We start from the raw sequence: 25,803 nt of genomic DNA, 5'->3' as shown, positions 1-25,803 counted from the left end.
GCCGCCTCAAGGACTGGCGACGCATCCACACCCGCTACGACCGATGCGCCCACGCCTTCATGTCGGCCATCGCACTCGCCGCTTCCGTCATCTTCTGGATCAATCAATGAGTCCTGAGCCTAGGTGTTTAGTCTCGGCATCTGGTGGATCGGATCGACGATGAACCTGTCTGGCTCTGATGTCCAGATTTTGGCGATGTATTCGTAGGGTGTGAGGCCGCTGAGCGTCTTGAGCCGTCGGGAAAAATTGTAGGCTGCCATGAAATCGGCGAGGTGTGTCCGCAGCTGGTCGTGGCTCTCGTAATGAAAGCGTTTGACGGTCGCCTCTTTGATGGCCCGGTTCATCCGCTCGACCTGACCGTTGGTCCACGGGTGGTTTGGCTTTGTGAGCCGGTGCTCGATGTCGTTTGCCTCGCAGATCATGTCGAAGCGCATCTGACGCGACCAAGCGGTGTTGCGATTGCGCGGCTGCTCGGCGAACTGAATGCCGTTATCGGTCAGGATCGTGTGTATTCGGTACGGCACGGCTTTCAGCAGGTGTTCCAAGAACTCCCACGCGGTTCGCCTGTCAGCCTTGTCGACCAGTTGGGTGACCGCAAACTTGCTGGTGCGGTCGATGCCGACAAACAGATATAGCTTGCCTTCGGCGGTCTGCACCTCGGCGATATCGATGTGAAAGAAGCCGATCGGGTAACGCTTGAAGCGCTGCCGCTTCGGCTTGTCGCCCTCGATATCCGGCAGACGGGATATGCCGTGCCGCTGCAGGCAGCGGTGCAGCGCTGACCGCGTCAGATGCGGGATCGACGGCTGCAGAGCGTAGAGGCAGTCATCCAGCGGCAGCAGTGTATGCCGTCGGAACGCCACAACCATCGCTTCTTCGGCTTCGGACAAGGTCGTTGAATGAGGGGCCTTCGGCCCGGTCTTCAAATCCTCGACCGTCGCCCGTTTCCGCCACTTCGCGACAGTCTTCGGATTGATCCCCAGCTCCCGGCTCAGCGTCGCGAGCGAAGCTTGCGATCGCTGTATTGCTGCTCGGACAGCGTGCGTGGTCGTGGCGCACCCATGACGTACCTGTCCCATATGGCCTCCTTCCATTCAAACGAAGGAATCGCACCATCAAACCATGGGATCAAACACCTAGCGGGAGGCAGGCGAACCCGGAACTTGTTCCCGATTGCGCTTTCCTGAAACGGGCACGCGAGGACGGAGTTTCAGGAACATGGTAATATCATAGAAGTATTGAATTCCGTTTCCTGATCGAAGTGCGGGATCGTCCGGCGAGAAGCGGTCCGGCTTTGCGATATCGAGAACCGTGTCCGTAATCCTCGGCGCGTTCGCGTCGCCGCACAATCCGGGCATCAGGCATGTCAGGCGGCTCAAGCCGCTGTTGAAGCCTGCGGACCGTGCCGAATGCATGGAGGTGGCGATCATCCGGTTGCGCGAACGGCGCGCGGCGGGAGGCGGATCGGCGTTGCCCTTGGTCAGGCTGGACGCCCCCAAAGGAAGTCCGGATCGCCGACCTTCGACAGCGCCGATGGCAAACCGGGGCTGCTACCCCATTCGGGCCCTGCCCGGCGGAGGGTATGGCCGCGCTGTCGGTCAGATCCGGAATTACCACATCATCTATAATACCGTCCACATAAGGACTATTATTTGCCATATGTCGCTGGATCGGCCATATAGGGACAATGCTCTACACACCCATCGAGTTTGCGACCATGATCGGCCACAATATCCGGGTCCGGCGCAAGGCCATGGGGCTTACCCAGGCGGACAGCGCGAGCCGGGCAGGGGTATCCTACCGGACATGGCGGCGGATGGAGGCGGAGGGCAAGGCGTCGATCGAGGATTTGGTCCGTGCCGCACTGGTGCTGCGGTGCGAGGACAGTCTGGCCGGCCTGTTCCCGCCACCGGTCGCGCGCAGCATGGATGCGCTGCTGCGCGACCAGCGGTCGCGGTCGCGGTGAAGCTCGATCCCGGACAGCCGTTGCAGGTGGCGTTGCACGGCGAAGCGCCCGCCGCGCGGGTGGCGATGGCGGGCGGGTTGGCACAGCTCGAATGGACCGGCCATGCGATTGCCGACGCGCGGCGACTGTCGCCACTATACTATCCCCCGGAGCCGGGATTGCAGGCCGCGCGCACGTGCGATTTCGACGGGTTGCACGGCTTCCTTGCCGACAGCCTGCCCGAAGGCTGGGGGGCGCTGCTCATGCGGCGGCGGCTCGCGGCGCTGGGTGTGGACATGGGGCGGCTGTCGGCGCTCGACCGGCTCGCGCTGGTCGGCGATCACGGTCGCGGCGCGCTGACCTTCGCGCCCGCGACCACGCCGAAGGCGGAGACGGATGGGATCGACCTCGACGCGCTGGCAGCGGAATCTCGGGCCATCCTGCGAGGGGAGGGGGGAGCGCTCGGTGATCTGCTCGCCGATCTGGGCGGGGCGTCGGGCGGGGCGCGTCCCAAGGTACATGTCGGCTTCGGTCCCGGCGGCGCGATCGCCGTCGGTGACGGCGAACTGCCGCCGGGGTACGCCGCGTGGATCGTCAAGTTCCGGGCGAGCGCCGACCCGGTCGATATCGGTCCGCTGGAGCAGGCCTATGCCGCGATGGCGCGGGCCGCGGGGCTGACGATCGGCGAGACGCGACTGATCCCCGCCCGCGACGGCCCGCCATGGTTCGCGACGCGGCGCTTCGACCGGCCGGGCGACGGACGGCGCGTGCATATGGTATCGCTGGCGGGAGCGATCGAGGCGCCACCGCATGTCGCCGGGGCGATCGACTATGACCTGTTCCTGCGGGCGACGCGCGCCATCACCCGGGACGAGGGGGATGTCGTCGAGGCGTTTCGCCGGATGGTCTTCAACGTGCTGGCGGGCAATCGCGACGATCACAGCCGCCAGCACGCCTATCTGATGGACGACGCGGGCGACTGGCATCTGGCACCGGCCTATGACCTGACCTTTTCGGACGGGCCGGGCGGCGAACATGATCTGGCGGTGGCGGGCGAGGGGGCGATGCCGACACGGCGCCATGTCGATCGGGTCGCGCAGGCGCACGGCATCGCGCCGAAGCGGGTGGCGGCAATCGTCGAACAGGTCGCCGATGCCGTTGCGGGATGGCAAGTCGCCGCGCGCGACGCCGGTGTCGGCCGGGACACGACCGCGCTGGTCGCCGCAAGGCTGGTGGCGATCCGTGCGGGGATCGCCGGGTGAGCGCGGTGGCGATCGCGCGTCGGCTGTCGTGGACCGACCCGCAGCAGCAGTGCCGGACCATGGCACCGATCGACATCCTGTCCGAAGCGCGCCCCGTCGTCGTCCTTGCCGAACCCGGCGGGGGCAAGACATGGTTGCTCGACCATCTGGCAGCGCAGGCCGGGACACGCCGCGTTTCCGCGACGAAATGGCTGCGGACGCCGTATCCCGAGCGTCTGGTTTCACCCGGTGCCCCGGTGTTGATCGACGCACTGGACGAAGCATCCGCCCGTACCGACGGCGATGCGATCGGCGGGGTGCTCGCCCGACTGGAGCAGGCCGGATCGCCGCGCTTCGTGCTGACCTGTCGCGCCGCCGACTGGCAGGCCTATGCCCGGTCCGAAATCGCGCAGGACTATGCCGAACCGCTGATCTGTCACCTCGATCCGATCGCACGGGACGATGCGCTGGCGTGGCTGGCGGCGACCTGTCCCGATGGGGATGCGGCGGCCGCGTTCGCCTTGCTGGACGAACGCGGGCTGATCGACCTGACCGGCAATCCGCTGACGTTGCAGATGATCGCCGGAGTCGTCGGTGCCCATGGCACGCTGCCGCACAGCCGTGCCGAACTGTACGACATGGCGGTCCGACAGGCGTGGCGCGAGGAGAATGCCGATCGCGCCACCTGCGTGCTCGCCGGTCTGGACGAAACCACGGCGCTGGACGCGGCGGGGGCATTGTGCGCCGCGATGCTGATGGGGCGGCACGATGCGATCACCACTGCCGGTGCTGCGCTGGCCGACTGCGCGCTGAGCGTGGCAACTGCCGCCGCCCTGCCGGGGGCGGGGGCGGCCCGGGTCGTGCTGGGCAGCCGGTTGTTCCGTCCCGATGCGCCAGGACGACTGGTTCCGCTGCACAAGACCGTAGCCGAATATCTTGGCGCACGCTGGCTGGCGCGACAGGTGCGGCGGCGATCGGGCAAGCGATTGCTGGCGCGGTTGCAGCCGATGGGCGTCGTGCCGGCGCAACTGCGCGGGCTGCATGCATGGCTGCCGCATTTCTCGCCGATGCTGGGCGAGGGAGCGATCGCGGTCGATCCCTATGGCGTGTTGCGTTATGGCGAGGTCGATGCGCTGCCCGAGCCGATGGCCGGGCGGCTGCTCGACGAGCTGGCGGCGCGCGATCCGTGGTTCCGGGCGGGCGACTGGATCGCGCAGGGTGTCGCCGGGCTGATGCGCAGCGCACTGGCGGAGCGGATAGACGCGCTGATCGCGCGGCCCACCACCAACGAGCATCTGCGCGCGCTGCTGATCGAGGGGATGCGCGGGACCGCGCTTGCCGAACGCCTGGCGGCGACGCTGGAGACGATCCTGTTCGACCGCGAACGCTTCTATCGCGAGCGGCACGACGCGCTCCGTGCGCTGGAGCCGATCCGGTCGCTCGACTGGAAACGGGCGACGCTCGAACGGTTGCGGGCGATGGCCGATGCCGATTCGACGCGGATCGCGGTGCAACTGCTCGGGCGGATCGGGCCGGCGGCGGCGGGCACCGCACAGACGGTGGCGGTGCTGTTCGCCGATGCCGGGCTGACGATCAGCGCATGGCCGCGTCGGCGCGACGATCGACGCGATACCGTCACCAGCTATCATCGTGTCGCCGAGGGCGTGAGCGACGACCAGTTGTTCGACCTGCTCGACCAGTTGGCCGCCTATGCCAAATTGTGCTTCGCGACGCTGCGTTGGGCGTTGTATAGCGCAATAGTCGATCTGTACTGCACGCTTCTTATCCGCGCGCTTGAAGGCGGCACCGCAATCGATACCCCGCGCCTGTGGCAATGGGTCGTTTCGTTGACGCTGGCGAACGGCGGCCATCGGTTGCGGACCCGGCTGAAGGACTGGTTCATAGGCCATGATGCGGTCCGCCGGCAGATCCAAGCGTATGTCCTGTTCGACCTACGGGACAGCGTCGATTTTGCCACCCGCCTGTTCCGACATCTGTACGATCCGCCGGGACTGGCACCGACGATCGACGATCTCACGGTCCTGTTGCGTACGCTGAGCGCGATGGACCCCGCCGATCCGGCCAACCGCGACGACTGGGGCAGCTTGCTGAACGCGTGGCCCGGCGAGCGTCCGCTCGACCCGGCGGTCCTCGCGATCGCAGGCGGCTTTGCCAGGGGCGATGCCGAACTGGAGGCGGTGCTGGCGCGCCATGCGACGGTCCTGCCGCCGCCCGAATGGAAGCGGCGTCAGGAGGCGCGCAAGGCAAGCAAGCAATCCAAGGGGACGACCGCATTCGCCAGGGATCGTGCGCGGCTCGACCAGCAACGTGCCGAACTGCGCGGCGGGGCACTGAATGCCATCAAGGGTCCGGCAGAAGCTTATATATGGACACCGCGTGACCTTCATTCGTCCACGGCGCGTGGACGGCTCATCGAATGGCTCCGTGCGGATTTGGCAGCGGATGCACTGGCGGGGTTCGAAGCGGCGCTGCATCGCGATGATCTGCCCGACCCAGGGGAAGCCAGTCGCAGGCTGGCGGACGGACGTGCCTTGTACATGGGATTCGCGGCACTAGCCGGGGTCATGGAACGCTTTCGGGACGGTCGGTCGCTGACCGATGTGCCGCGCGATGCCCTGCTGCTGGCGCGACTGTACGAGGGCTCCACCTATTCCAATGGCGACGATGCCGAGGCGATCCAGCAGGCGTTGGCCGATGCGGTCGCCACGACGCCGCCGGATTTCGAAGACTGGTACCGGCTGAAGATTGAACCGCAACTGGACCGGGGCAAGGATCACATCGCATCGCTGCACGATCTGACCCACGATCCGCGCCACCCCGACGTTGCCGTCGCGTTGCTGACCGAGTGGCTGGAGCGGTATCCCGCCATGGCGCAATCGGTCGTCCAACAGATGGTCGACGGGTTGCTGCGCCTCGGTCGACCGGATGTGGTGCGGGCGGTATCGGCGGCGTGGCGGCGACGGACCCTGCCCGGTTATGACGCCGCGTTGTTCTGGATCGCGGCGGACTGGGCCAGCGACTTCGATGCCTGTGCCGATGCGCTGGCAGGGATCGGCGTCCGGCACCCGCAGCTGCTCTTTGCGATCGAGAAACGGCTTCGACTGGACCGGCATGGGGAAAGGCGTGCGGTCCTGATCGACCGGCAACTCGATTGGCTGCTGAGCGAATTCTGTCCGGCATGGCCGTACACGCCGCGATCGATCGGTGCATCTTACGGGAGTGACGAACAGAATGCGTCGGAGTTGCTGACCAGCCTGATCGACCGTCTTGTCGCCAGTGTGTCGGCAGAGGCTGGAGCCGCGTTCGACCGGTTGTTGCGGCTGCCCGATACCGGTTATGCCGCCGCGTTGCGCCATGCCGCCGCGCAGCAGCGACAGGCACAGGGCGAAGCGGCGTTCCGTCCGGTTCCCGCGGACGAACTGGCGACGTTGCTCGCCGATGGCCCGCCGGGCGACATCGACGAATTGCGGGCGATCGTCGTGGACGTGCTGGACGATCTGCAGGCGCGACTGCGCGGCAGCGATACGAACACGGCGGCTTTCTTCTGGAACGGCGCGGTGCCGCATGGCAAGAATGCCTGCCGCGACCGGCTCGCCGATCTTGTGACGCCCTATCTCGAACCCTATGGCATCCAGCGTATTCCTGAGCGCTACATGCCGGCGGGCAAGCGCGCCGATCTCGCCTTCGCCTGCGGGGCGATGCAATTGCCGATGGAGATCAAGGGGCAATGGCACGACGCGGTATGGGACGCGGCAAGCGGGCAACTCGACGCGCTCTATCTGCGCGACTGGCGTTCGGGCGATCGCGGCGTCTATCTTGTCTTGTGGTTCGGCGACCTGCCATCGGCGACCGGACGCCGGTTGAAGGTTCCGCCGATGGGCGACATTTCCCCGGTAGCGGAAGACATGGCGAACATGCTGGTCGATCGCGTGCCCGCGTATCGGCGTTCGGCGGTTTCGGTACGGGTACTCGATGTCACGCAATAATGGGCGGACAAGCCGGCACACGCCCGGACCACAAAACCACCCGGCGAAGGCATTCAGCCCCGCACGCGCGACAGCACGCGGGCGGCGACGCCGCTTTGCGCCTGGAGCCTGCGGCCGTAGCGCAGCGCGGTGGAGGGGGAGGACCAGCGCAGGGTGAGCGCGATCCCCGCCCCGTCCTCGCCGGCGGCGAACAGGTCCTGGGTCAGCCCGACGCGCAGCGAATGGGTGGAGAGCGCGGCGACCGCCGCGTCGAGGTCGTCCGGGGCCACGTCGACCAGCCCGGCCAGGGCCGCGGCGCGCGCGATCCGATGGTAGATCGCGGTGACCCCCTGCCGGGTGAGCGGTGCCGTGCCGATGGTGTAGGTGACCAGCAGCGCAGCCCCCTCCCCGTCCGCGTCGCCCCAGCGGGCATCGGCGATCTCCTTCGAGCGCTGCCGCCGCCGGTCGACCCCGACGCGGCGGAACAACACCCCCTCCCCGATCCCCGCCGCGGCGCGCCACGCCGCCACGCGGCGCATGGTATCGGCGGAGAGCCACGCCCACGCCCCCACCCCTTCCTGATCGGTCTTCGACCGCGGCAGATGGAGGAGGCCGGTGCCGTCGCCCTGCGGTCGCAGATCGGCAACCGTGACCGCGGTCAGCTCGCTGACGCGCAACCCCGCGTCATAGCCAAGCGACAGCAACGCGGCATCGCGCAGCCCCTGCACGTCGCCGGTACACGCGGCGAGCAGCCCCGAGAGGGTGAACCCGCCGGTCTCCCCCAGCCCTGCCCCGAAGCGAAGCGGGGCGGCCTGTCGCTGCGCGGCGCCGTGGCGGCGACGGCTGCCGCGCAGCGCGTTGCGCACCATCGCCGCCGACGTCGGCGGGTCGCCGTGCCCCAGCAGGCGGTGGACGGTGGCGAGGCTGGCGATCCGCCGGGCGAGCGTTGCGGGCTTGCGATCGTCGGCCTCGAGCGCGCGCAGATAGCGCACCAGATCCTCGGGGTCGGCGGGGTATGGCGCGCGCCGCTCGGCGGCGCACCAGTGGAGCCAGCAGTCGAGATCGGCGGCGATTGCGCGCTTGGAAGCATCGGCCATCGCCTCGAGCGCGGTCTCGACCCCGAGCGCGCTGATGGGGGCCATGTCGGCGGGTGCGACGCGGGTGAGCGTGGCGAGCAGGCGGTGGTCCGGGGTGGAACCGGTATCGCCCAAGGACCCTCGCTGCGGCAGCGTGCCATCGGTGCGGACCACGAGCACGCTGGTGGCAGCAGCTACTGCATGCGGGTAGAGGTACGGCACGTCCGGGGTTATGCCATCGGCATCAGCGTGTGGCATTGTCTCGGTTTCGAGGCTGACGTTGTCATCCGTGTCACGGCACGCATCACCTGCCCCATGTGCCGTACCGTCCTGCCACACCGTCACACCGCCGATCCTGTTCTGCGCGATAACCGGTCTGTGGATACCATAATGTCCGATTATGGGAAGTGACTATCTCAGCAGTGGCACGGTGTATTAGACGGGGCAGCGTAGGCAGATGGTAGTACCATGATGCCCTTGGTTGTGCGTGGTGCTCATTGCGGCCAGCCTGTCCCGAACACCCCTTCGTGCCACGGACTGTTGTAGGTTTCCCTGAAATGGTGGACGCAATCCGTCCTCCAGCAGCATCTGAAAAGAGTGGATCTGCGCCCGAAACAGTGGACGTCAGGCGCTCTGTTCCGCCACAACCCGCCTGCCTGAGGCTACCGTACCCAAAAGCACGAATGTGCGGCTAATCTGCCAGCGGCCGTACGTTGGTGATGGTGACGCCGACCGCAGCGCTCGCCAGCGGACCGTCAGTCGTGAACATCTCCGCTTGTAGGTCGACCGCCAAGGCAAGACACGCTCGGTCACCAAGCGAAAGGCCAAGCGCCTTCGTCGACGGTCGCAGGTCGCCTATGATGAGCGCCTGGGCAGGAGAGAGCGGCCGGACATCGAGGTGCAGCCCGCCAAGCGCCTCACGCACCTCGTCGAGCGGCAATCCTCGATCTCGAAGCTTTGAGACGACCTCGGCGAGGTTGGTCGTTCCGATAACGCTACGGGTCAGGACGTTCACTACCCGATCCGCCCCAGGCTCGTCGTTCAGAAGGCAGAGCAGGGCGGAGGCGTCGAGTACGACCTTGCTACTCACGCTCCGCCTCGCGCCGGCGCTCTGCGATCAGCTCGTCAGCCAAACCGACGCCTTCGGGCACATATTTGCGAAGGATCGCGCGAGCCCTTTCGAGCGCCTTAGGCACGGAACGTACCCGTAGCTCGCCATCGTCGACATCGACGAGAACGGTATCACCCGTGGTGATCCCGAGCTCACGGCGCATGGCCGCCGGGATCACGAGTTTACCACCGTCCACGATCTTGACCCTCTGTGCTTCCATCTGCACTGAACTCGCTTGGCTGACCCAACTCTCGGATCATACCGGATATTGGCGCTGACGGATAGCGCGAAGCAGCGCACTTCAGCGCGTTTGGTGATCAGTCGTCGTTCATATCAGCGCCAGTAGCTACTTAGGCCTGGCTTGCTGAGCTAGGCTCGACAGGATCGGCACTTGCCATTTCGCGCCAGCCGCTCCAGCAGTGGCTCATATGGGTGTACCCAACGGAGCCAACATGAGTACGACCGTCCGCGCTGCTCGCGTGTACCTGCGCGTCAGCACCGATGAGCAGGATCTTGAACGCCAAGAGGCGATGGTCGTGTCCTCGCGTACCGCGGGGTATTATGTCGCAGCTGTTTATCGCGAGAAGGCTTCCGGCGCGCGTCCTGACCGGCCCGAGTTGCTTCGCATGATAGCCGACCTGCAAATGGGCGAAGTCGTTATCGCCGAAAAGATCGATCGGATCAGCCGCCTGCCGTTGGCTGAGGCGGAGAGGCTCGTCACCGCTATCCGCGACAAGGGAGCGAGGCTAGCCGTACCAGGAATTGTGGACCTTACCGATCTTGCTGAGGACAATGGCGGGGTGACGCGCATCGTCCTAGAGGCCGTTCAAGACATGTTGTTGAGGGTTGCGCTTCAGACCGCTCGCGATGATTACGAACTGCGCCGCGAGCGGCAGCGGGAGGGCATAGCGATCGCCAAGCGGGAGGGACGCTATACCGGTCGAAAACCAGACTTGGCCCATCATCGCCGCATTGTCTCACTTCGTGAGGCAGGGATGAGCATAGCGAAAACGGCGGCGCTAGCGGGCTGCAGCATCGCACAAGTCAAGCGCGTTACAGCCCTCCACCGGGCGACCAAGCAGAGCGATGCGTGTCCGACGATACCGTGAGATAGAGCCGGACTCAATTCGACCTCTGAATAATTCTGCTAGGATGGAAAGAGGCGGCAGCGTTGCCGCTGGGACGGTCAAGCAGCCGTGAAGGCTGCAGCGAGATCTCAATTTCTGGCCCGTACTGGCGCAAGGCTAATCGTGGCCGTGCCGCGCCCCCATACCGGTAGGTAGACGCCTTGCCCCGCCGCCTTCAACTGGCCCGTCCGCACGTCCGTCACACGGGCACGCACGATTATGTCGCCAATCCGCTTTTCGTCGATCGCACGGGTGATCTTGCCGATTAGCTTGTCGAAATCCTTTTCGAAGTTCTGGGTCAGCGCGGCTGACACAGTGCCTGATATGCCGGGAGTGTTGGCGAGCTTCAGGAGCAGGCTTGTCCCGACCGAGTCGGCCACACCGGCGACAGTGAGATCGTCGAACGCTACACGGCGATCGTTGACGGCGTTCCGCGGCGTGGCGGTAAGCCAGATCGTGCCTTGCGCAGGCTCCCCACCTTCGGCTGCCGCACTGAAGCGAAGCCCGACCGCGATCTTGTCACCCGTGGTGCCGTAGACGGTCACCTGGTGAAACTGCGCGCGCACGGCCCCGACACCAGGCACTTCGAAGGGCCGGCGGGAACGCTTCGCCAATGCCTTGGCGAGCACAGGCTCCAGCTGAGGATAGTCGGCGATGACGGGGATGGCGAACAGGATGCGGCCGGGTCCGGGCTGCGTGCGCGTCATGTCGGGGAGCGGCCGGCGCTGCGGATCAGGCGGCCGATCGCCGACAAAAGTCTCCGTCCCCGCCGTCATCCCTAGCGCCAGGTTCACCCGGTTGCGCGAAATGGTGTAGCCTCCGTAGCTCAACTGCCGGGGCGTGATCCGCATCCACACCGGCGGGTTCGCCCGGTTCAGTTGGACGGAGGTGAACGCCGACCCCCAGACCTGCGCGATCTGCTCGCGCAGCTGCAATCTGCCGAGCTCCTGCGGCAGCGAGCGCTCCAGGCGCTCGACGACGCCGGCGAGCTTGGCGTCGGCCTTGCTGGTGAACTCGATTCGCTGGCCGAGGAAGTCGACGTGCGGCTCGTCGGTCCAGTCGTAGGCGATCGACACCGTTGCGCGCGGCGACCAGTCGCGGGCGATGTCGAGCCTGACCACGGCCCGGACGCGGGCGTCCGCCTCCGCCGTTTCCCGGCTGAGCACGCCGCCCACGTCGCGGGCGCTGATCGCGGCGTGAAGCGGCATGGTGACAATGATCGTTTTGCCCGAGCCCTCCAGCACCAGCGGCCCTCGGACGACGGTGCCGGTGATGCGGCACTGGATCGCGGGCGTCTTGATCTTCGCGAAGAGGATCTTGACCTTTTTCGGCGGGAGGCAGGTCTGCCCCGGCTTGTCGATCGACCAGAGGCGACGCGGAACCGCCTGTTCGAGGCTTGCCGCCAGCTTGTCCATGTCTGCAACAATCGGGACATCCATGGTAGAAGTCTGCGGGGGCACGCTGATGGTGTCCGTCGCTCGCGGAGGCGCCTCGCGAGGAGTCCGGTCGCAGCCACTAAGGCATGCAACGCAGAGCAGGGCGGACACGATCGAGACACTCGAGAGTTCGTTCTCGCGAAAAAAAGCCCCGGCAATCTGGCCTGCCGCTTCAGCTATCGACCGACTCGGCGTTGAGACGGTTGCCCGAGCGGTCGTGTTCTTCATCGCCGCGCACCTCCAGCCGTCCGAGCGGCCACCATCCCATAGGTTTGCCAAATCAGTTTCGCAAAAGGGAACCGTTCCGTTTCTTTATCGTTCGGCCGGTTGATTTCGGTCAATGCCTGACAACACCAACGGAGGCCCTCTATGAAGATTGCGATTGTCGCTGCGCTGCTCACCCTGGCGCCGGTTACGGTGTTGGCGCAGGCCGTTTCGCCCGCCACTTCGGGAACGATGACCAGCGCCGACGTCGGCGTCTCGCCGATCTCGGGCCAGAGCGGCCCTAATTACGTGCTCGCCGCGGCCGACGCCAACCTCTACCAGATCAAGGCCGCGCAGCTCGCCGCGACGCGCGCGCAGCGGGACGACGTCAAGGCCTACGCAAAGCGCGTGCTGGCGGAAACGCAGAGCAGCCACAAGGCGCTGCTGGCAGCGCTGAAGAATGATCAGCGCACGATCAAGGCGCCGCCCTCGAACCTGTCCGCCGACCGCGCCGCCCTCCTAAAGCTGCTCCAGAAGGCGCCGAAGAGCGCTTTCGACAACCTGTATCTGACCCAGTCGGCGCAGGTTCAGCAGGCTGCGTGGGCGGTGCATAAGGGCTATGCACAGGATGGGACCGACCCGGCGCTGCAGCAGGTTGCCGGTACTGCGGTCCCTGTGCTGGAAAACGAGCTCACCACCGGCAAGTCGCTTACTCCCTCCGGGCTTGCAGGATAGGTGATACCCGCCGGGCCAGGTCGACGAAGCCCCCTTCGACCTGGTCCGGCACTTGTTTGCGGCGATCACTGCCTGGAGTGCAGCCGGCGGAATTGCTCCCGTGCTTCGCCGCGCATGAGCTGCTGCATTACGATCCAGTAGCCCGTGACGGCTGTTTCTCCTGCCGCTTGGTAAGCGTTCGCCATGTTGCGCCTGAGATCCTCGAAAAGCGCGTTTTCGAGCGCTCGCCCCTCATCGGTCAAAGAAAGCAGCTTTTGACGACGATCGCGCTCCCCGACACGGCCGCAGACGAGCCCGCGATCCATCAGATCCCGCATTACCCTGCCAAGCGATTGCTTCGAGACGCAAAGAACGTCCAGCAGTTCGCTGACAGAGATTTCCGGGTACCCGCCGAGGAAATACAGGGCGCGGTGATGCGCCCGCCCGAGGTTACGCGTCGCCAGTTCGGCGTCGGCATGCGCCAGATGGGATCTGTGGGCGAAGAACATCAGGTCCATTCCTCCCCTGATCGCGTCATCACGCAGATACTGGGCAGGGGGCGGCAGAAGCGGAGCCGTCACGCGGTCGGCGCCCTCCGCTCGCATAGTTGGAAGACCGTCACGGCTGGCTCCATCCAAGTCCCATCGCCTTTTGAAGGGCAACGAAGGCACGATCAAGCTCGCCAGTGGCTTCCAGCACCGACTGGTCGGCAGCCAGCGCCGCGCGTTCGGCATCGATGGACGTGGTCAGCGGTATCGCTCCCTGCGCGTATCGCTGCCCGGCATAGGTCGCTGACTGCTTGGCGCCGTGCCGGCTCTCGATAGACGAAAACAGGTTCCGGCGCTGATTCCCGAAGCGGGTCAGGCTGCTTTCCGCGTCCGACAGCGCGCCGAGAACCGCCTTGCGGTATTGTGCTTCCGCCTCGTCGCGGTCGGCCCGCGCCTGCTCGACCCGGGCACGGTTACGGCCGAAGTCGAGGAAGCTCCAGCTGATTCGCGGCAGGAGGAGGCCCGCGACGCTGTCAGGATCGATCACATCGGCAATATTGGGACCACCGAGGCCAATGATACCCATGATGCTGACTGATGGGAACTGCCGGGCGACGTTGACACCGATCTGCGCGTTCGATGCCGCCAGCTGCCGCTCGGCTGCGCGAATGTCCGGCCGGCGTCGCAGCATGGCGGCCGGATCGCCGATCGCGACATTCCTCGGGATCATCGGGATCGGCGCGGGGGAAGACAGCAAGGCGTCGTGAGCACCGGGTTCGTCGCCGGTGAGCAGGGCAAGCTGGTCGAGCGTGGTTGCGATCTGCCCTTCGAGCGGCAACAGCCCGGCCTCCGTGCGGGTCAGCTCGGTCTGGAGCCGAACCACCTCGTCGCGCGACGATGCACCGCGTTGCTCACGCTGTTGAAGCAGGGCGAGTGATCGCTGCTGAAGCGCTGCGGAGCGGCGGGCCAGGATCAGACGCTGCTGAAGTTCGCGCAAGGTCACATAATTCTGGGCAACCTCCGCCGAGAGACGAACCTGCGCATCGGCCCTATTGGCTTCGGCTGCCTGCGCCTGGGCTTCGGCACCTTCGGCGGCACGGCGTCGGCCGCCGAACAGATCGATCTCCCAAGACGCGTCCAGGCCGGCGTTGTAGAATTCGGCCCTGGTACGATCGGATTGCTCGCCTTGCGTCGGCAGCGCGAGCGAGCCGGCGGGAAGATCGGCGACGATCGCAGTCCCTGACCCCGAGACGGTGGGAAGCTGGTTCGCGCGCTGTTCGCGCAAGCTGGCGCGCGCCTTGCGGATGCGCGCCTCGGCGATCGCCACGTCCGGATTAGAGGCAAGCGCCCGGTCGATCAGCATCGTGAGCTGCGCGTCGCCCATGCCTTCCCACCAGCGTGCGACAGGGGTCTGCGGTGACGTGACGGCCTGATCCGCGCGGCGAAATGTCGACCCGGCGCGCTCCCCGCTCGCAACGCCCGGCGGGCCTCCATAGTTGGGGCCGACGACGCATCCAGTCAGGAGTGCGGGGAGAATGGCCCAGCCAAGTCGCTTCATCAGTGCATCGCCATCTGCGTGTCGGAGGAGATCGGGCGGAGGAACAGCGCCAGCGGCGTCGTGATCGCGATCGCGACGCCCAGCGCAAAAAACAGGTCGTTATAGGCCATGACGGTAGCCTGTTCGAGAAGTTGACCGGCGAGCTGCCGATACGCGCCGGCTTCGCCGGACGGCATGACCATGGCTTTAGCGAACCATTCCTGCGTGGTCGCCGCGTTGGCCGACACCGTTTCGCCCAGCCGGTTGAAATGCAGAAAGGTCTGCCGGTCCTGGAGGGTCGCCATCAGCGCCAGGCCGATCGATCCGCCAAGGTTTCGCCCCGCGTTGAACAGCGCGGACGCATCGCCTGCGTCTTCGGGCGCCACGGCGCTGATCGCGGCCTGGTTGAGGAACATCATGGCGAAGATCTGCCCAAAGCCGCGCACGAGCTGAGAGTTCGTCAGGTCCCCACCGGCCGACCGCGCGGTGAGATGCCAGTCCATCGCGCAGCTGACGCCGATCAGCGTCATGCCGACAAAGACCGCCAGCCGGACGTCGAGATATTTGAACGCGAGCGGCAGGAACGGCATCAGCATCAGGGCGGGGATGCCGGAGACGAAGACCACCTTGCCCGATTGCAGCGCGCTGTAATCCGCCATCGACGAGAGAAACTGGGGGATGAGGAAGGTGACCCCGTAGAGCACGACGCCGATGATGAGGCTGAGGACGAATACGCTGCCGAAGGAGCGGCTGAAGATCAGTGACAGCTTGAGCACCGGATGCGCGGAGCGGACCTGTCCGATCGTGATGAGCGCGAAGCCGAAGACCGTGGCGATCGCGAGTTTCACGATCATGGCGGATTCGAACCACATCTCGCGCTGCCCCTCCTCGAGCATGACGGTGAGCGCACCCAGGCCGATTGCGAGCCCTGCGATCCCGAACCAGTCGGCATGGCGCAGCTGGTCGAGCCGCAGACGCTCATGCTTGAGCCCGAACAGCAGGAGCAGGACGAGCCCGGCACAAACCGGCACGTTCAGGAAGAAGGCGTAGTGCCAGCTGTAATTGTCGGTGAGCCAGCCGCCGATGATCGGCCCGAGCACCGGACCGAGGATCGCGGTGCCGCCGAACGCGGCGGTGCCGATCGGCTGTTGCGATGGCGGCAGCCGTGTCGCGATGATGGTCATCGCGGTCGGGATCAGCGCACCGCCGGTGAAGCCTTGCCCTACACGCCCGGCGATCATCATCGGCAACGTCGTCGAGATGCCGCACATGATCGAGAAGCCGGTGAAGCTGATCGCCGCACCCAGAAGGAAGTTGCGCAGACCGAACAGACGCACGAGGAAGGGGCTAAGCGGGATCATGACGATTTCCGCCACGAGATAGGCGGTCGCGACCCAGGTGCCCTCCGTTCCGCTCGCGCCGATCTCGCCCTGGATGGTGGGCAAGGCCGCATTGACGATCGAGATGTCGAGCAGCGCCATGAACGACCCGATCGTGCCCGCTGCGACGGCGAGCCAGTCGCGCAGGCCGGCGCGTTCGGCCGCCATCAGCGCCCGCCCTGCGTCTCGTCGTGCTTAAGCCGCTCGGTTTCCTGTTCGATCCGGTCACGACTTCCTTTTGCGCTGATCGTGTCGACCGTAACCTCGACCGACAGGCCGGGACGCAACACCCGGCGCGCCTCCGGCCCCGCTTCAATGCTGATCCGCACGGGCACTCGCTGAACGATCTTGGTAAAGTTCCCGGTCGCGTTCTCGGGCGGGATGAGCGAGAACTGCGCGCCCGTGCCTGGCGAGAAGCTCGCAACCCGGCCGCGCAGTTCGGCGCCGTCCAGTGCATCCACCTTGATGGTCACGGGTTGCCCGACGCGCATCAGCGCGACCTGGGTCTCCTTGAAATTGGCCTCGATGTAGAGTTGATCAACCGGCACCACCGACATCAGCCGGGTCGCAGGCTGGACATATTGCCCGGCCCGGACCGCCTTGTCGGCAACAACGCCGTCGATGCTGCTGCGGATCTCGACGGCGCCGAGGTCCGTCGAGGCGCGCGCAAGCTGCGCCTGCGCGGTGCCGCGCTGCGCCTCCGCCTGGCCGATGCGAGCCGCTTGTGTGGCGACACTGCGACGGGCGGCGAGGTAGGCGGCGCGCTGCGCGCGCAGCTCCGCGGCGGCTCGATCACGCTGCAGGACGAGGTTGGCGAGGCGCTCGCGCGATTCCGCCCCTGTCCGAGTGAGCGGTTCGTAACGTCTTACCTCGTTTTCTGCCGCTGCCGCGGCAGCCTCGGCGCTCGCAACCTGGGCGGCGGCCTGAGCGACAGTGGCCTGCTGCTCGTCAAGCGTCCGGCGCGCGGTCGTGATGTTGGCGCCGGCCGCGGCAATCTGAGCTTGCGCCTGTTCGACATTGGCGCGGTAGTCACGAGGATCGAGGACGGCGAGCAGCTGGCCGCGGCGGACAGGCTGGTTGTCGGCGACGAGGACACGCTCGACATAGCCGCCCACCTTCGGTGAAACGGTCACGAAGTCCGCGCGCACATAGGCGTTGTTGGTCGACTGCAGGTATTGGCCGCTCGCGCGGTAGTTCATGTACCAGACGACCGCCGCGACGATGCCCGCAACGAGCGCGGCGATGAGGACGTAGCGGATGATCGGATAGCGCTCGAGAAGCGAGGGCTTCTTTACGCCGTCGTTCTCCTCGACACCGTCCTTCGACCTAGCTTCTGGCTGGGAATGCGCATTCCGGTCGTCATGCGGCGCATCGCCGCCTCGATCTTCAGCATGCTCGTCAGCCACTCAGCAACCCTAACGTATGTAAACCGGACCGTATCATAGTATGTGGCGATCGGCACTGCCACCCACTCTGATGGGCTCGTGCACAGCAAACTCAAGCTGCGCGAAACAAACAGCCGCTGGATCTTCGCGGCGGAATGCTTCGGCGTGAACGACTGCGATCCGACGTCCGACACGCCTGACCTTCGGCGTCGTGACAAGTGCATCCAGCCGAGCAGAGGCAAGGAACTGGAGGTTCACGCTGATGAGCTTCGGGAAGTGCCCGGGCGGAAGTTTGCGTGCAAGGGCACGCTTCGCTGCCACTTCGAGAAAGGATGCCACAGCTCCGCCATGCAAGGCGGGAAGGAGAGGGCTGCCGATCATGTACTCCACTGGCGTCAAAACAAAGGCGTCACCGCTCTCTGAAATCATGGAGCCTAGCAGCTGCGCGAAGCCGGTCATGGCCCGACAGCCCGATTGATCGAAAAGACGCCTTGGGCAGTCGCGATCAGGTGAGAAGGATCGGTATCCCAGACTTCGGTCCGTACGAACGCACGGCGCTCGGTAGCGTCGTAACAATGCGCCCACGCTGTCGCGGAGCATCTCGCCTCGGGGGACCGCACATGGTCCACCTTCAGGTTGAGGGTCGAGATTGCCAATCGCCTTCCCAGTCGGGACATTACGGCAACGCCGCAGGCCTGATCGATAAGGCTCGTCAACACGCCCGTTGCTAAAGTCTCGTCCTCGTCGGCCAGCTCCTCACGCCAACCGACACGTAGCGAGCTGAGGCCATCGCCGATCGAAACCAACTCCAGGCCAAGCCTGTTGCCCCACGGTATGTCGCCTGGTTGCAGGCTCCAGTCTCCAGCCACGATTCCATCCTCGTCCTGATCAGGCCTTGCCACCTTGGAAACGGTACGGTTTACAAATTTGGTCCGGCTTCCTAATGGTTATGGTCTCTCATGGAAACGCGGTCGAATAAATTCCTTGTGCTCGCGGTCACCAGCCTTCTGTTGGGTACGCTCCTCGTCTTTACCCTTTGGCTGTTTGATGCACGCAATGAAGACGGAAACCCTTATCTGATCCGCTTTACCGGAAGCGTTGCCGGTCTGGAGAAGGGGTCGCCGGTGACCTTCTCGGGCGTACCGGCCGGTCACGTCACGTCGATACGGTTCGACAAGGAGGACCCGTCAGCGGTTCTCGTCACCGTCAGCCTTGAACCGCGGATCCCCATCGTCGCAGGCGTGAAAGCGTCGATCGCAAGATCGGCACTGGCCGGCACCGCGAACATCAGCCTCGACGGTGCAACCTCTGGCGCGCCCCCGATCGTTGCGGCGAACGACGGGGAGCTTCCCGTCATCCCCACCAAGGAAGGCGGGCTCCTTGGCGGCGGAGGGGACCCCGTCGCACTGGTCGAGAAGATCAGCCGCACCGTGGACTCTGTCTCGCGCAACCTCGACGCCGCTCAGCAGCAGCGGGCCAGCGATCGGCTGGCGGCGCTCGCGGAGAGTTCCGCTGGTTGGGCTGACAAAGCCGGAGCAGCGTCCGATGCTCTCACCGGTGCGCGCGGCCGCGTGATTGCCGTGGGAGACGCCTTGCAGCGATCCGGCGACAGCGCCCAACAACTGAGAGCGGCAGCGGACGAACGCCGCGCGACCGTCCTCGCGAGAGCGAACCGAACATTGTTGAGAGCCCGAGACGGTGCCGATCGATTCACGGCTCGGCTAGAGGCTATTCGACCCACGATACGCGGCACGGCCGCCAAACAGGCCCAACTGCGTGAAACGGTTCGTTCAGCGAGGAACAAGGTCGGTGCTGTCAGGGATGCGGCCGTTCGCATCGATCAGGAGGGACTGGGCGTGGGGGCTCCGTCCCTTCCCATCTACAAGCCGAGGCCACGGCAGTGATCGGCCGCGATACAAGGACAGCCATTGGCTGAGATCTCGCTGGCGGGTGAGCAACCGACCGTCTCCGTTTGATTTCTCGCCAACCGGTCCGGATCGCGCTACTCTCGATCCAGGAGAACGAGATTGAGCGATGACGAAAAGAAACGTCGGCGTCCGAGGAAAATGGGCAGACCGACCACTGAGGATGCGCTCCGCCTGACCTCGCACATCCTCAAGAGCGCTCGCGAGCTGTTTTTCGAACACGGGTTCGACGGCGCCAGTGCCGACATGATCGCCGAACAGGCGCGCATTTCCAAGCGGACCCTGTACGCGCGCTTTGGCAGCAAGGCGCGTGTGTTCGAGGCGGTCATTCTCGACGAGATCGACACGCAGCTGCGGGCGCTCGAACCGTCGGGCAGCGACGAACCCGACATTGGATCGCGACTTGGCGTGATCGCAGATCGGTTGCTCGAGTGGCTCCTGACGCCCCGGATCGCGTCCATGGAACGCGTCGTCATCGCGCAAGCCGTGCGCTTTCCCGCGCTAGCGGCGAACATCCATGACTTCGGTTACCAGCGGGCCGTCCAATGGGTGGCGTCGATCCTCGCCCACGCCGATGCGAAGGGAGAACTGTCGCTGGCGGACCCCGTGTTCGCTGCCGAGCAGTTCGTCACGCTCGTCGTGGTCGCACCCATGCGCCGCGCAGCGCTGGGGCTGTCTCCTCCAGCATACGACGAGGCAGCGCGGGATCGCATTTCGCGCGGCATCGACCTGTTCCTCGATGGCTGCCGCCCGCGGCAGGAGGATGGTTGCAGCGCGTGATGCCCACCACCGACGACGAGTCTCAAATCGGTGAGCGCGCGCGGCTGGCCGAGCTCATCCAGATCATGGGGCGCCATGGGCTGAACGGGCTCGCCTCGCGCCTGGGCCTGCTGCCCGGTCGCTCAGAGCAGCCGGTAGACCTCGGTACGCCCGAGCGGGTCGTCGCGCTGCTGCGAGACCTTGGACCTGTCGCGGTCAAGCTGGGGCAGGTGCTCGCCACCCGCGAAGACCTGCTCGGGCCGGAATGGGTGCGGGCGCTGTCGACGCTGCAGGATCGCGTGACCCCGCTGCCGTTCGAGGCGCTGGAGCCGACGATCCTGGCCGCGCTCGGCTCCCCGATCGCTGATGTGTTCGCGAACTTCAACCGCGAGCCGATCGCGGCGGCGTCGATTGCGCAGGTTCATGCTGCAACCTTGCGCGACGGGACCGAGGTCGTGGTCAAGGTACGCCGGCCGGGGATCGCGGAACGCGTCGATGCCGACCTACGGCTGCTCCGCCGCATCGCGCGGCTCGCGGCCCGGCACTCACCGGAGATCCGCCGCCTCAAGCCCGACGAACTGCTGCGGTTTTTCGCGGAGAGCTTGTCGCAGGAAATGGACCTCAGCGCAGAAGCGGCAGCCTGCGAGAGCATCGGCGCGTTCCTGCAGCCGCTCGGCGTCCGGACGCCGGCCTTCTACTGGGATCAGGTCGGCCGCCGGATCAACGTGCAGGAGCGGCTTGACGGCATGCCCGTCCGCGAGGTTCTTGACGTGGCGGGTGAGGGCGGTGCTGACGTCGCCGGCAGATATGCCGATGCGGTGCTGCGGATGATCATCTTCAACGGTCGGTTCCACGCGGACCCCCATCCCGGCAACGTCTTTGTTCTGGCCGACGGGTCGTTGGCGTTCATCGACTTCGGGGCGGTCGGCGTGCTCAGTCCCGCCCGGCGGAACGAGGTTGTCACGCTCGTCCTTGCCATCGCGGGTGAGGACACACGATCGGTGACGGACGTACTGCTGCAATGGTCGGGCGAGACCGATGTCGATCGCCAGGCGCTGACCCGCGACCTCGACGCGCTGATCGGCCAGTTCCGCGGGGCGGTACTCCAGCAGATCGAGCTCGCCGACATCTTCGGCCGCGTGTTCGCGCTGCTTCGAACCTATCGTCTGGCGCTGCCGCCGGACCTCGCCCTGCTGCTGCGCACCTTGCTGATCGCCGAAGGGTTCGTGCGACGGCTCGATCCCGGCTTTGACATCACCGCGCGCGCCGCACCGATCGCGCGCGAACTGCTGCGGGAGCGGATCGGCCCGGCCGGCCTCAAGCGTGGCGGACGCCGGCTGGCGACAAGCCTTGGCCGTCTGGCCGCCGCCTCGCCCGAGCTGGTGGCCTTCGCCGAGCGGGTTGCGCGGTCGGGTGCGCTGCCGATCGAGTTGCAGAAAGGTGCCGTCTCCTCACCACCGGCATTGCCCCGGGGCGCAGATCCCAACGTCCTGTCCGCCGGCCTGCTGGTCGCCGGCGCGATCCTCCAGCACGACCATGATGTTGTTGGAGCAATCCTGATGGCTTCTGCGATACTCCTTGCCGGCTGCGCTTGGTACGCGAACAGGCAGCGGCGCTGACCTCTTGTTGTCAGCCTTTCATGTACCCAGTCGCGCGCGATTGTTTCGCTACTGATATTTCATCTCCGACGAGCGGAACGAACCAATCGGCTTGGCGTTTTCCGAAAGTAAACCGGTTGGTACCAAAGCAGCTGACCGGTTCGATTGAGCGAGGGGTTCCGCGTGTCCGAACAAACGGTTGACGAGCCGCATCTGCCATCTGAGGGCTGGTCGGACTTCGGTGCCGAGCTCAGCGCGCTTATGCCTAGTCTGGCGCGCTATGCGCGATCGCTGGCCAGGAATCCCGATACTGCACAGGACCTTGTTCAGGAAACCGTGCTGAAAGCCTGGCGCAGCCGCGCATCCTTCGAAGCCGGTACAAATATGAAGGCGTGGACCTTCCGGATCCTTCGCAACTCATTTCTTTCGCAGGTACGCCGTCGAGGCACGGTACAAGTTAGCGAGACCGCCGAACTCGCCGACATTCCGGTGGCGTCGAACCAGGAATCCGTTGTGACGCTGAGCGATGTTCGCCGTCTATGGCCGCGCCTGACGCCTGAGCAGCAGCGGTGCATCAATTTCATCGGGATCGAGGGATTGAGCTATGAGGAGACAGCCACAATCGAGCAGGTTCCCGTCGGCACAATCAAGAGCCGCGTGGTAAGAGGGCGGCAGATGCTGCGCGCACTCCTAGATCACATGAACAGCGATAAGGGATACAAAACGGAATCTCAGGTCGTGGCGGCCGGTGCAACCTGTCAGGCCGAGCCACCAGTTATCGACGAGGTGCACGAGAGACAGATCGAGCTGCTGCAAAGCTGGCGGACGAAGCGTGCGGCCGACCGCTGTTTGGTAGGCTGAGTGGGCCGGGATCTCTTGATCCCGGCTTCGTGCGGCCAATTTCAGGTCCTTTACCGTCTCGGTTAGCAGAAGACCTGTCGCTAGGGATATCGCACAAAAGGACGAAGAGACCACGGCTGGCCGAGCGGATATGTCCTGTGGTCTGCCCTAACAGCCTACATCCTCCAGCGTGTCAGTTGTGCGCTGACTTCCGGGCTGCTCTCCCATCCACCGCCGGGCATCCAGGCGCTTACCCGTCACCGCCGCGGCAGCGTCAGAGCAGAGCCAGAGCAAGGGCGGCACCACGATCTCGGGCGACAGCAGTCCGTCGCGTGCACTATCCGGCAGTCCTTCGGGAATCATGCCGGTCAGCGTCGCGCCCCCCGGCAGGAGCGCGTTCACCGTGATGCCGCTGTCCGCAAGGTCCTGCGCCCAGATCGCGGTCTCCGATTCCAGCGCCGCCTTGGACGGGCCGTAGGGCGAGAAGCCGCGCCGTCGCATCGTCTCGCGGTTCATCGAGATGTTGACGATTCGGCCCCATCCCGCCTCCAGCATGGCGGGGACGGCGGCGCGCGCCATCAGGAACGGGCCGTTGACGTTGGTGTCGGTCACCATGCGCCAAGTGTCGGGGGCGACCTCCCAAAACCGGGTCGGTTCTGTCAGGAAGGTGTCGCTCACATACTTCATGCCGCGCCCGGCATTGTTGACCAGGATGTCGAGCCGGCCGAAGCGCACGAGCGCCGCGCGCACGACTGCGGCACAATCCTCCACCCGCGTCACGTCGGCGAGCAGCGGCCGCACCCGATCGTCGCCGCATGCCCGCTCTGCCTCCCGTGCGACCGCTTCGACCTCGGCGAGTTCGCGCGCGGCGGTGGCGACGACCCGCACGCCGGCCTGCGCCAGCCCGAGCGTCATCGCGCGGCCCAGCCCGCGACCGCCGCCCGTCACGATCGCGACGCGGCCGGCAAGGCCGTGTCCGTCGCTCCCGCTCATCGGTTCAGCGCCTGCATCTGCGGCGCGGCGTAGCGCTCGCCCGCCGTTGCCCCCTTCGGCGCCGCGCGGTCGAGCCGCTCCAGTTCGCCTCGGGTGAGCGTCACGTCGAGCGCGCCGACATTCTCCTCCAGGTAGCCGCGGCGCTTGGTGCCCGGGATCGGCACGATGTCTTCGCCCTGCGCCAGCACCCAGGCGAGCGCCAGCTGGGAAGGGGTGCAGCCCTTCTCCCGCGACATCGCCTCGACCGCCGCGACGAGATCGAGATTGCGCTGGAAGTTCTCGCCCTGGAAGCGGGGGCTGTGCCGGCGATAGTCGTCAGGCGCGAGATCCTCCACCCGCCGGATCGCGCCGGTCAGGAAACCGCGGCCGAGCGGGCTGTACGGCACGAAGCCGATGCCGAGCTCGCGCACCGTGTCGAGGATCTCGCCCTCGGGATCGCGGCTCCACAGCGAATATTCGGTCTGCAGCGCCGCGATCGGATGCACGGCGTGCGCGCGCCTGACCGTGGCGGGCGCCGCTTCGGAGAGGCCGAGGTGGCGCACCTTGCCCTCGCGGACCAGCCCGGCCATCGCGCCCACCGTGTCCTCGATCGGCGTGTCGGGGTCGACGCGGTGCTGATAGTAGAGGTCGATCGTCTCGACGCCGAGCCGTCGCAGGCTCGCCTCGCAGGCGGAGCGGACGTAATCCGGGCGCCCGCACACGCCCTTGAAGGTGCCGTCCTCGCCGCGAACGTTGCCGAACTTGGTGGCGAGAACCACCGCGTCGCGGCGATCGCGGATCGCACGCCCGACCAACTCCTCGTTACGGCCTACCCCGTACATGTCGGCGGTGTCCAGAAACGTCACGCCGAGATCGATCGCGCGCTGAATGGTCGCGACCGCCTCGGCTTCGTCGGCCTGCCCATAGAATTCGGACATGCCCATGCAACCGAGGCCCAGCGCAGATACGCGCAGCCCGTCGCCCAGCTTTCGTTGCTCAAGCACCAATTATCTCCTGTTGTAAGATCATGCCGGTTGGCCAGTCGTCGGTAGCAAGGCGGGCCGGCACCGGTTCAGCCTTCAGACAGCAACTGCTCGGCGAGCTGGCTGTGCTTTTCGTCGGCCTGCTTGGCCTCGTCCGCGCACGCCTTCATGTCGCGCGCCGCATCGTCCATGCCGGTCTGCCGGCAGTAATTGGCCATGGTCCCGAACGAAGCGATCCAGTAATGAAGCGCGAGCTGCCCGCTGGCGATGATGCCGAGGTCGCGTGAGGCATCGTCCGGTGCCGCTTCGCGGATCCTGCGGCTCACCTCGTAATGCGCTTCGAGCACAGGGTTGTCCTGCTGATCGGCCGGGCCCGCCTGCTCGGCGGCGCGACGGATGCGGTCCGCCCATTGGCGGGAAGTCCGGTTGCCCTCTTCGAGCGCGGATCGCAGCGCCGGGTGGCGCGCGTCGTTGTTGATCTCGTCGGTCGCCTTGGCGGCGACGTCGCTGCCGGCCCGCATCGCGGACAATCCTTGCGCGACCAGCTTCTTCAGGTTGTTCTCGTTCATCAGGTTCGTCCTCGTCCTGCCGTGCCTCGTTCAGGCACGGTGAGGGATTCTAATCTCGTCGCTCCGTTCTGTTCCGTCGGTCCTTCCTCGATCAGAGCGCAATCAATGTTTGGAGCTCATGGCCGACCTCCCGGCCTGCACCTCCTGCGGCTTGCAGGAGCGGGCTGCGTGAACCAGCGCGGCAGGGCAGGCATGCGGGAAGCTCGGACCGGCGTTGCAGGCGTGAATAGCGTCGTAAGCGGTCCGAACCGAGCCGAAGCGGACCTTCTTGAGAGCCTTCCCGACAGGAGCATGCTGACGGTGGCTCCAGGCTGAAGTGATTGGACGGAGGCGCTGCAGTGACGGGAGCCCGCGGAAAATATCGCTCAGATGCTTAACATAATCTATCTTATCGCACTAGCGGGTTGTAGGTGCTAAGTAGAAATGACACTCCTCCGCTAGATAGAAAAGGCACAACGAGTGCCAGCGGGTCGCCGGTGTCATGGCCATCCTCGGCAGCGAGGATGTGCAAGCGATGACGGTGCTGAC

24 protein-coding genes and 1 pseudogene are annotated in these 25,803 nt (G+C 65.8%); 10 read left to right on the top strand and 15 right to left on the bottom strand.

Going from position 1 to position 25,803, the window contains the following annotated elements:
* Positions 1-110 (top strand): annotated as a pseudogene (locus tag ABLE43_RS21215) (IS5/IS1182 family transposase); the annotation flags it as partial.
* Between the two features lie 9 nt (positions 111-119).
* Here ABLE43_RS21215 and ABLE43_RS21210 read toward each other — a convergent pair.
* Positions 120-1,079, bottom strand: a complete 960-nt coding sequence (locus ABLE43_RS21210; protein ID WP_348980046.1) for an IS481 family transposase — start codon at positions 1,077-1,079, stop codon at positions 120-122.
* A gap of 57 nt (positions 1,080-1,136) precedes the next feature.
* Positions 1,137-1,499, bottom strand: coding sequence for a hypothetical protein (locus tag ABLE43_RS21205; RefSeq protein ID WP_348980045.1), 363 nt, complete (start codon positions 1,497-1,499; stop codon positions 1,137-1,139).
* A gap of 188 nt (positions 1,500-1,687) precedes the next feature.
* Between ABLE43_RS21205 and ABLE43_RS21200 the strand changes: the two genes are divergently transcribed.
* From ABLE43_RS21200 to ABLE43_RS21190, 3 genes are read left to right on the top strand one after another with little or no spacing between them, the layout of a single operon-like run.
* Positions 1,688-1,966, top strand: coding sequence for a helix-turn-helix transcriptional regulator (locus ABLE43_RS21200; RefSeq protein ID WP_348980044.1), 279 nt, complete (start codon positions 1,688-1,690; stop codon positions 1,964-1,966).
* Positions 1,963-3,207, top strand: coding sequence for a type II toxin-antitoxin system HipA family toxin (locus ABLE43_RS21195; RefSeq protein ID WP_348980043.1), 1,245 nt, complete (start codon positions 1,963-1,965; stop codon positions 3,205-3,207). The genes ABLE43_RS21200 and ABLE43_RS21195 overlap by 4 nt, the downstream gene beginning before the upstream one ends.
* Positions 3,204-7,193 carry a hypothetical protein gene (locus tag ABLE43_RS21190; RefSeq protein WP_348980042.1) on the top strand — a complete coding sequence of 1,330 codons (3,990 nt, stop codon included), beginning with the start codon at positions 3,204-3,206 and terminating at the stop codon, positions 7,191-7,193. The genes ABLE43_RS21195 and ABLE43_RS21190 overlap by 4 nt, the downstream gene beginning before the upstream one ends.
* A 53-nt stretch (positions 7,194-7,246) precedes the next feature.
* Here the strand turns inward: ABLE43_RS21190 and ABLE43_RS21185 are convergent, their stop codons facing one another.
* From ABLE43_RS21185 to ABLE43_RS21175, 3 genes are all read right to left on the bottom strand, one after another.
* Positions 7,247-8,506: a tyrosine-type recombinase/integrase gene (locus tag ABLE43_RS21185; RefSeq protein ID WP_348980041.1), complete on the bottom strand. Its 1,260-nt coding sequence runs from the start codon at positions 8,504-8,506 to the stop codon at positions 7,247-7,249.
* Positions 8,507-8,939: 433 nt separating this feature from the next.
* A complete protein-coding gene (locus tag ABLE43_RS21180; protein ID WP_348980040.1) occupies positions 8,940-9,338 on the bottom strand; it encodes a type II toxin-antitoxin system VapC family toxin in 399 nt (132 codons plus the stop codon).
* Positions 9,331-9,579 (bottom strand): AbrB/MazE/SpoVT family DNA-binding domain-containing protein, encoded by a 249-nt coding sequence (locus tag ABLE43_RS21175; protein WP_018251286.1) that lies wholly within the window; start codon positions 9,577-9,579, stop codon positions 9,331-9,333. The genes ABLE43_RS21180 and ABLE43_RS21175 overlap by 8 nt, the downstream gene beginning before the upstream one ends.
* Positions 9,580-9,811: 232 nt before the next feature.
* On the opposite strand from ABLE43_RS21175, the gene ABLE43_RS21170 reads away from it, so the two are divergent.
* Positions 9,812-10,468: a recombinase family protein gene (locus ABLE43_RS21170; protein WP_018251285.1), complete on the top strand. Its 657-nt coding sequence runs from the start codon at positions 9,812-9,814 to the stop codon at positions 10,466-10,468.
* Between the two features lie 107 nt (positions 10,469-10,575).
* On the opposite strand, the gene ABLE43_RS21165 is transcribed toward ABLE43_RS21170, so the two are convergent.
* Positions 10,576-12,033 (bottom strand): DUF4403 family protein, encoded by a 1,458-nt coding sequence (locus ABLE43_RS21165; protein ID WP_298090532.1) that lies wholly within the window; start codon positions 12,031-12,033, stop codon positions 10,576-10,578.
* Positions 12,034-12,291: 258 nt separating this feature from the next.
* Between ABLE43_RS21165 and ABLE43_RS21160 the strand changes: the two genes are divergently transcribed.
* On the top strand, positions 12,292-12,861 hold the full coding sequence (locus ABLE43_RS21160) for a DUF4142 domain-containing protein (RefSeq protein ID WP_018251282.1): 570 nt from the start codon (positions 12,292-12,294) through the stop codon (positions 12,859-12,861).
* A 65-nt stretch (positions 12,862-12,926) separates the two neighbouring features.
* On the opposite strand, the gene ABLE43_RS21155 is transcribed toward ABLE43_RS21160, so the two are convergent.
* The 6 genes from ABLE43_RS21155 to ABLE43_RS23225 all read right to left on the bottom strand — a co-directional run bounded on the left by ABLE43_RS21155 (position 12,927) and on the right by ABLE43_RS23225 (position 18,348).
* The gene (locus ABLE43_RS21155) at positions 12,927-13,358 is read right to left on the bottom strand and encodes a MarR family winged helix-turn-helix transcriptional regulator (protein ID WP_018251281.1); all 432 of its coding nucleotides are present in this window, start codon (positions 13,356-13,358) and stop codon (positions 12,927-12,929) included.
* A gap of 100 nt (positions 13,359-13,458) precedes the next feature.
* Positions 13,459-14,886 (bottom strand): efflux transporter outer membrane subunit, encoded by a 1,428-nt coding sequence (locus ABLE43_RS21150; RefSeq protein ID WP_030541334.1) that lies wholly within the window; start codon positions 14,884-14,886, stop codon positions 13,459-13,461.
* Complete coding sequence (locus ABLE43_RS21145; protein ID WP_018251279.1) at positions 14,886-16,412, bottom strand: DHA2 family efflux MFS transporter permease subunit; 1,527 nt, start codon at positions 16,410-16,412, stop codon at positions 14,886-14,888. The genes ABLE43_RS21150 and ABLE43_RS21145 overlap by 1 nt, the downstream gene beginning before the upstream one ends.
* A complete protein-coding gene (locus ABLE43_RS21140) occupies positions 16,412-17,650 on the bottom strand; it encodes an HlyD family secretion protein (RefSeq protein ID WP_018251278.1) in 1,239 nt (412 codons plus the stop codon). Before ABLE43_RS21140 ends, ABLE43_RS21145 begins: the two co-directional genes overlap by 1 nt.
* Positions 17,651-17,683: 33 nt before the next feature.
* Positions 17,684-18,088: a PaaI family thioesterase gene (locus ABLE43_RS21135; RefSeq protein WP_018251277.1), complete on the bottom strand. Its 405-nt coding sequence runs from the start codon at positions 18,086-18,088 to the stop codon at positions 17,684-17,686.
* On the bottom strand, positions 18,085-18,348 hold the full coding sequence (locus ABLE43_RS23225) for a PaaI family thioesterase (protein ID WP_350027542.1): 264 nt from the start codon (positions 18,346-18,348) through the stop codon (positions 18,085-18,087). Before ABLE43_RS23225 ends, ABLE43_RS21135 begins: the two co-directional genes overlap by 4 nt.
* A 240-nt stretch (positions 18,349-18,588) precedes the next feature.
* On the opposite strand from ABLE43_RS23225, the gene ABLE43_RS21130 reads away from it, so the two are divergent.
* From ABLE43_RS21130 to ABLE43_RS21115, 4 genes are all read left to right on the top strand, one after another.
* Positions 18,589-19,533 carry an MlaD family protein gene (locus ABLE43_RS21130; RefSeq protein ID WP_018251275.1) on the top strand — a complete coding sequence of 315 codons (945 nt, stop codon included), beginning with the start codon at positions 18,589-18,591 and terminating at the stop codon, positions 19,531-19,533.
* 123 nt (positions 19,534-19,656) lie between these two features.
* A complete protein-coding gene (locus ABLE43_RS21125; RefSeq protein WP_145147061.1) occupies positions 19,657-20,334 on the top strand; it encodes a TetR/AcrR family transcriptional regulator in 678 nt (225 codons plus the stop codon).
* Positions 20,334-21,932: an ABC1 kinase family protein gene (locus ABLE43_RS21120; RefSeq protein WP_018251273.1), complete on the top strand. Its 1,599-nt coding sequence runs from the start codon at positions 20,334-20,336 to the stop codon at positions 21,930-21,932. Before ABLE43_RS21125 ends, ABLE43_RS21120 begins: the two co-directional genes overlap by 1 nt.
* Positions 21,933-22,094: 162 nt before the next feature.
* The gene (locus ABLE43_RS21115) at positions 22,095-22,772 is read left to right on the top strand and encodes a sigma-70 family RNA polymerase sigma factor (RefSeq protein ID WP_237751636.1); all 678 of its coding nucleotides are present in this window, start codon (positions 22,095-22,097) and stop codon (positions 22,770-22,772) included.
* Between the two features lie 147 nt (positions 22,773-22,919).
* Here the strand turns inward: ABLE43_RS21115 and ABLE43_RS21110 are convergent, their stop codons facing one another.
* The 3 genes from ABLE43_RS21110 to ABLE43_RS21100 all read right to left on the bottom strand — a co-directional run bounded on the left by ABLE43_RS21110 (position 22,920) and on the right by ABLE43_RS21100 (position 25,275).
* Complete coding sequence (locus ABLE43_RS21110) at positions 22,920-23,744, bottom strand: SDR family NAD(P)-dependent oxidoreductase (protein ID WP_018251271.1); 825 nt, start codon at positions 23,742-23,744, stop codon at positions 22,920-22,922.
* On the bottom strand, positions 23,741-24,727 hold the full coding sequence (locus tag ABLE43_RS21105; RefSeq protein ID WP_030541330.1) for an aldo/keto reductase: 987 nt from the start codon (positions 24,725-24,727) through the stop codon (positions 23,741-23,743). The genes ABLE43_RS21110 and ABLE43_RS21105 overlap by 4 nt, the downstream gene beginning before the upstream one ends.
* Before the next feature lie 68 nt (positions 24,728-24,795).
* The gene (locus ABLE43_RS21100) at positions 24,796-25,275 is read right to left on the bottom strand and encodes a YciE/YciF ferroxidase family protein (protein ID WP_018251269.1); all 480 of its coding nucleotides are present in this window, start codon (positions 25,273-25,275) and stop codon (positions 24,796-24,798) included.
* Positions 25,276-25,803 lie beyond the last annotated feature (528 nt).

It is taken from the genome of Sphingomonas silueang (genome assembly GCF_040049155.1).
GTDB classification, from domain to species: Bacteria; Pseudomonadota; Alphaproteobacteria; order Sphingomonadales; family Sphingomonadaceae; genus Sphingomonas; species Sphingomonas silueang.
Note: the sequence above shows the minus strand (reverse complement) of the source record. Positions and strands in the feature narration are given on the sequence as shown.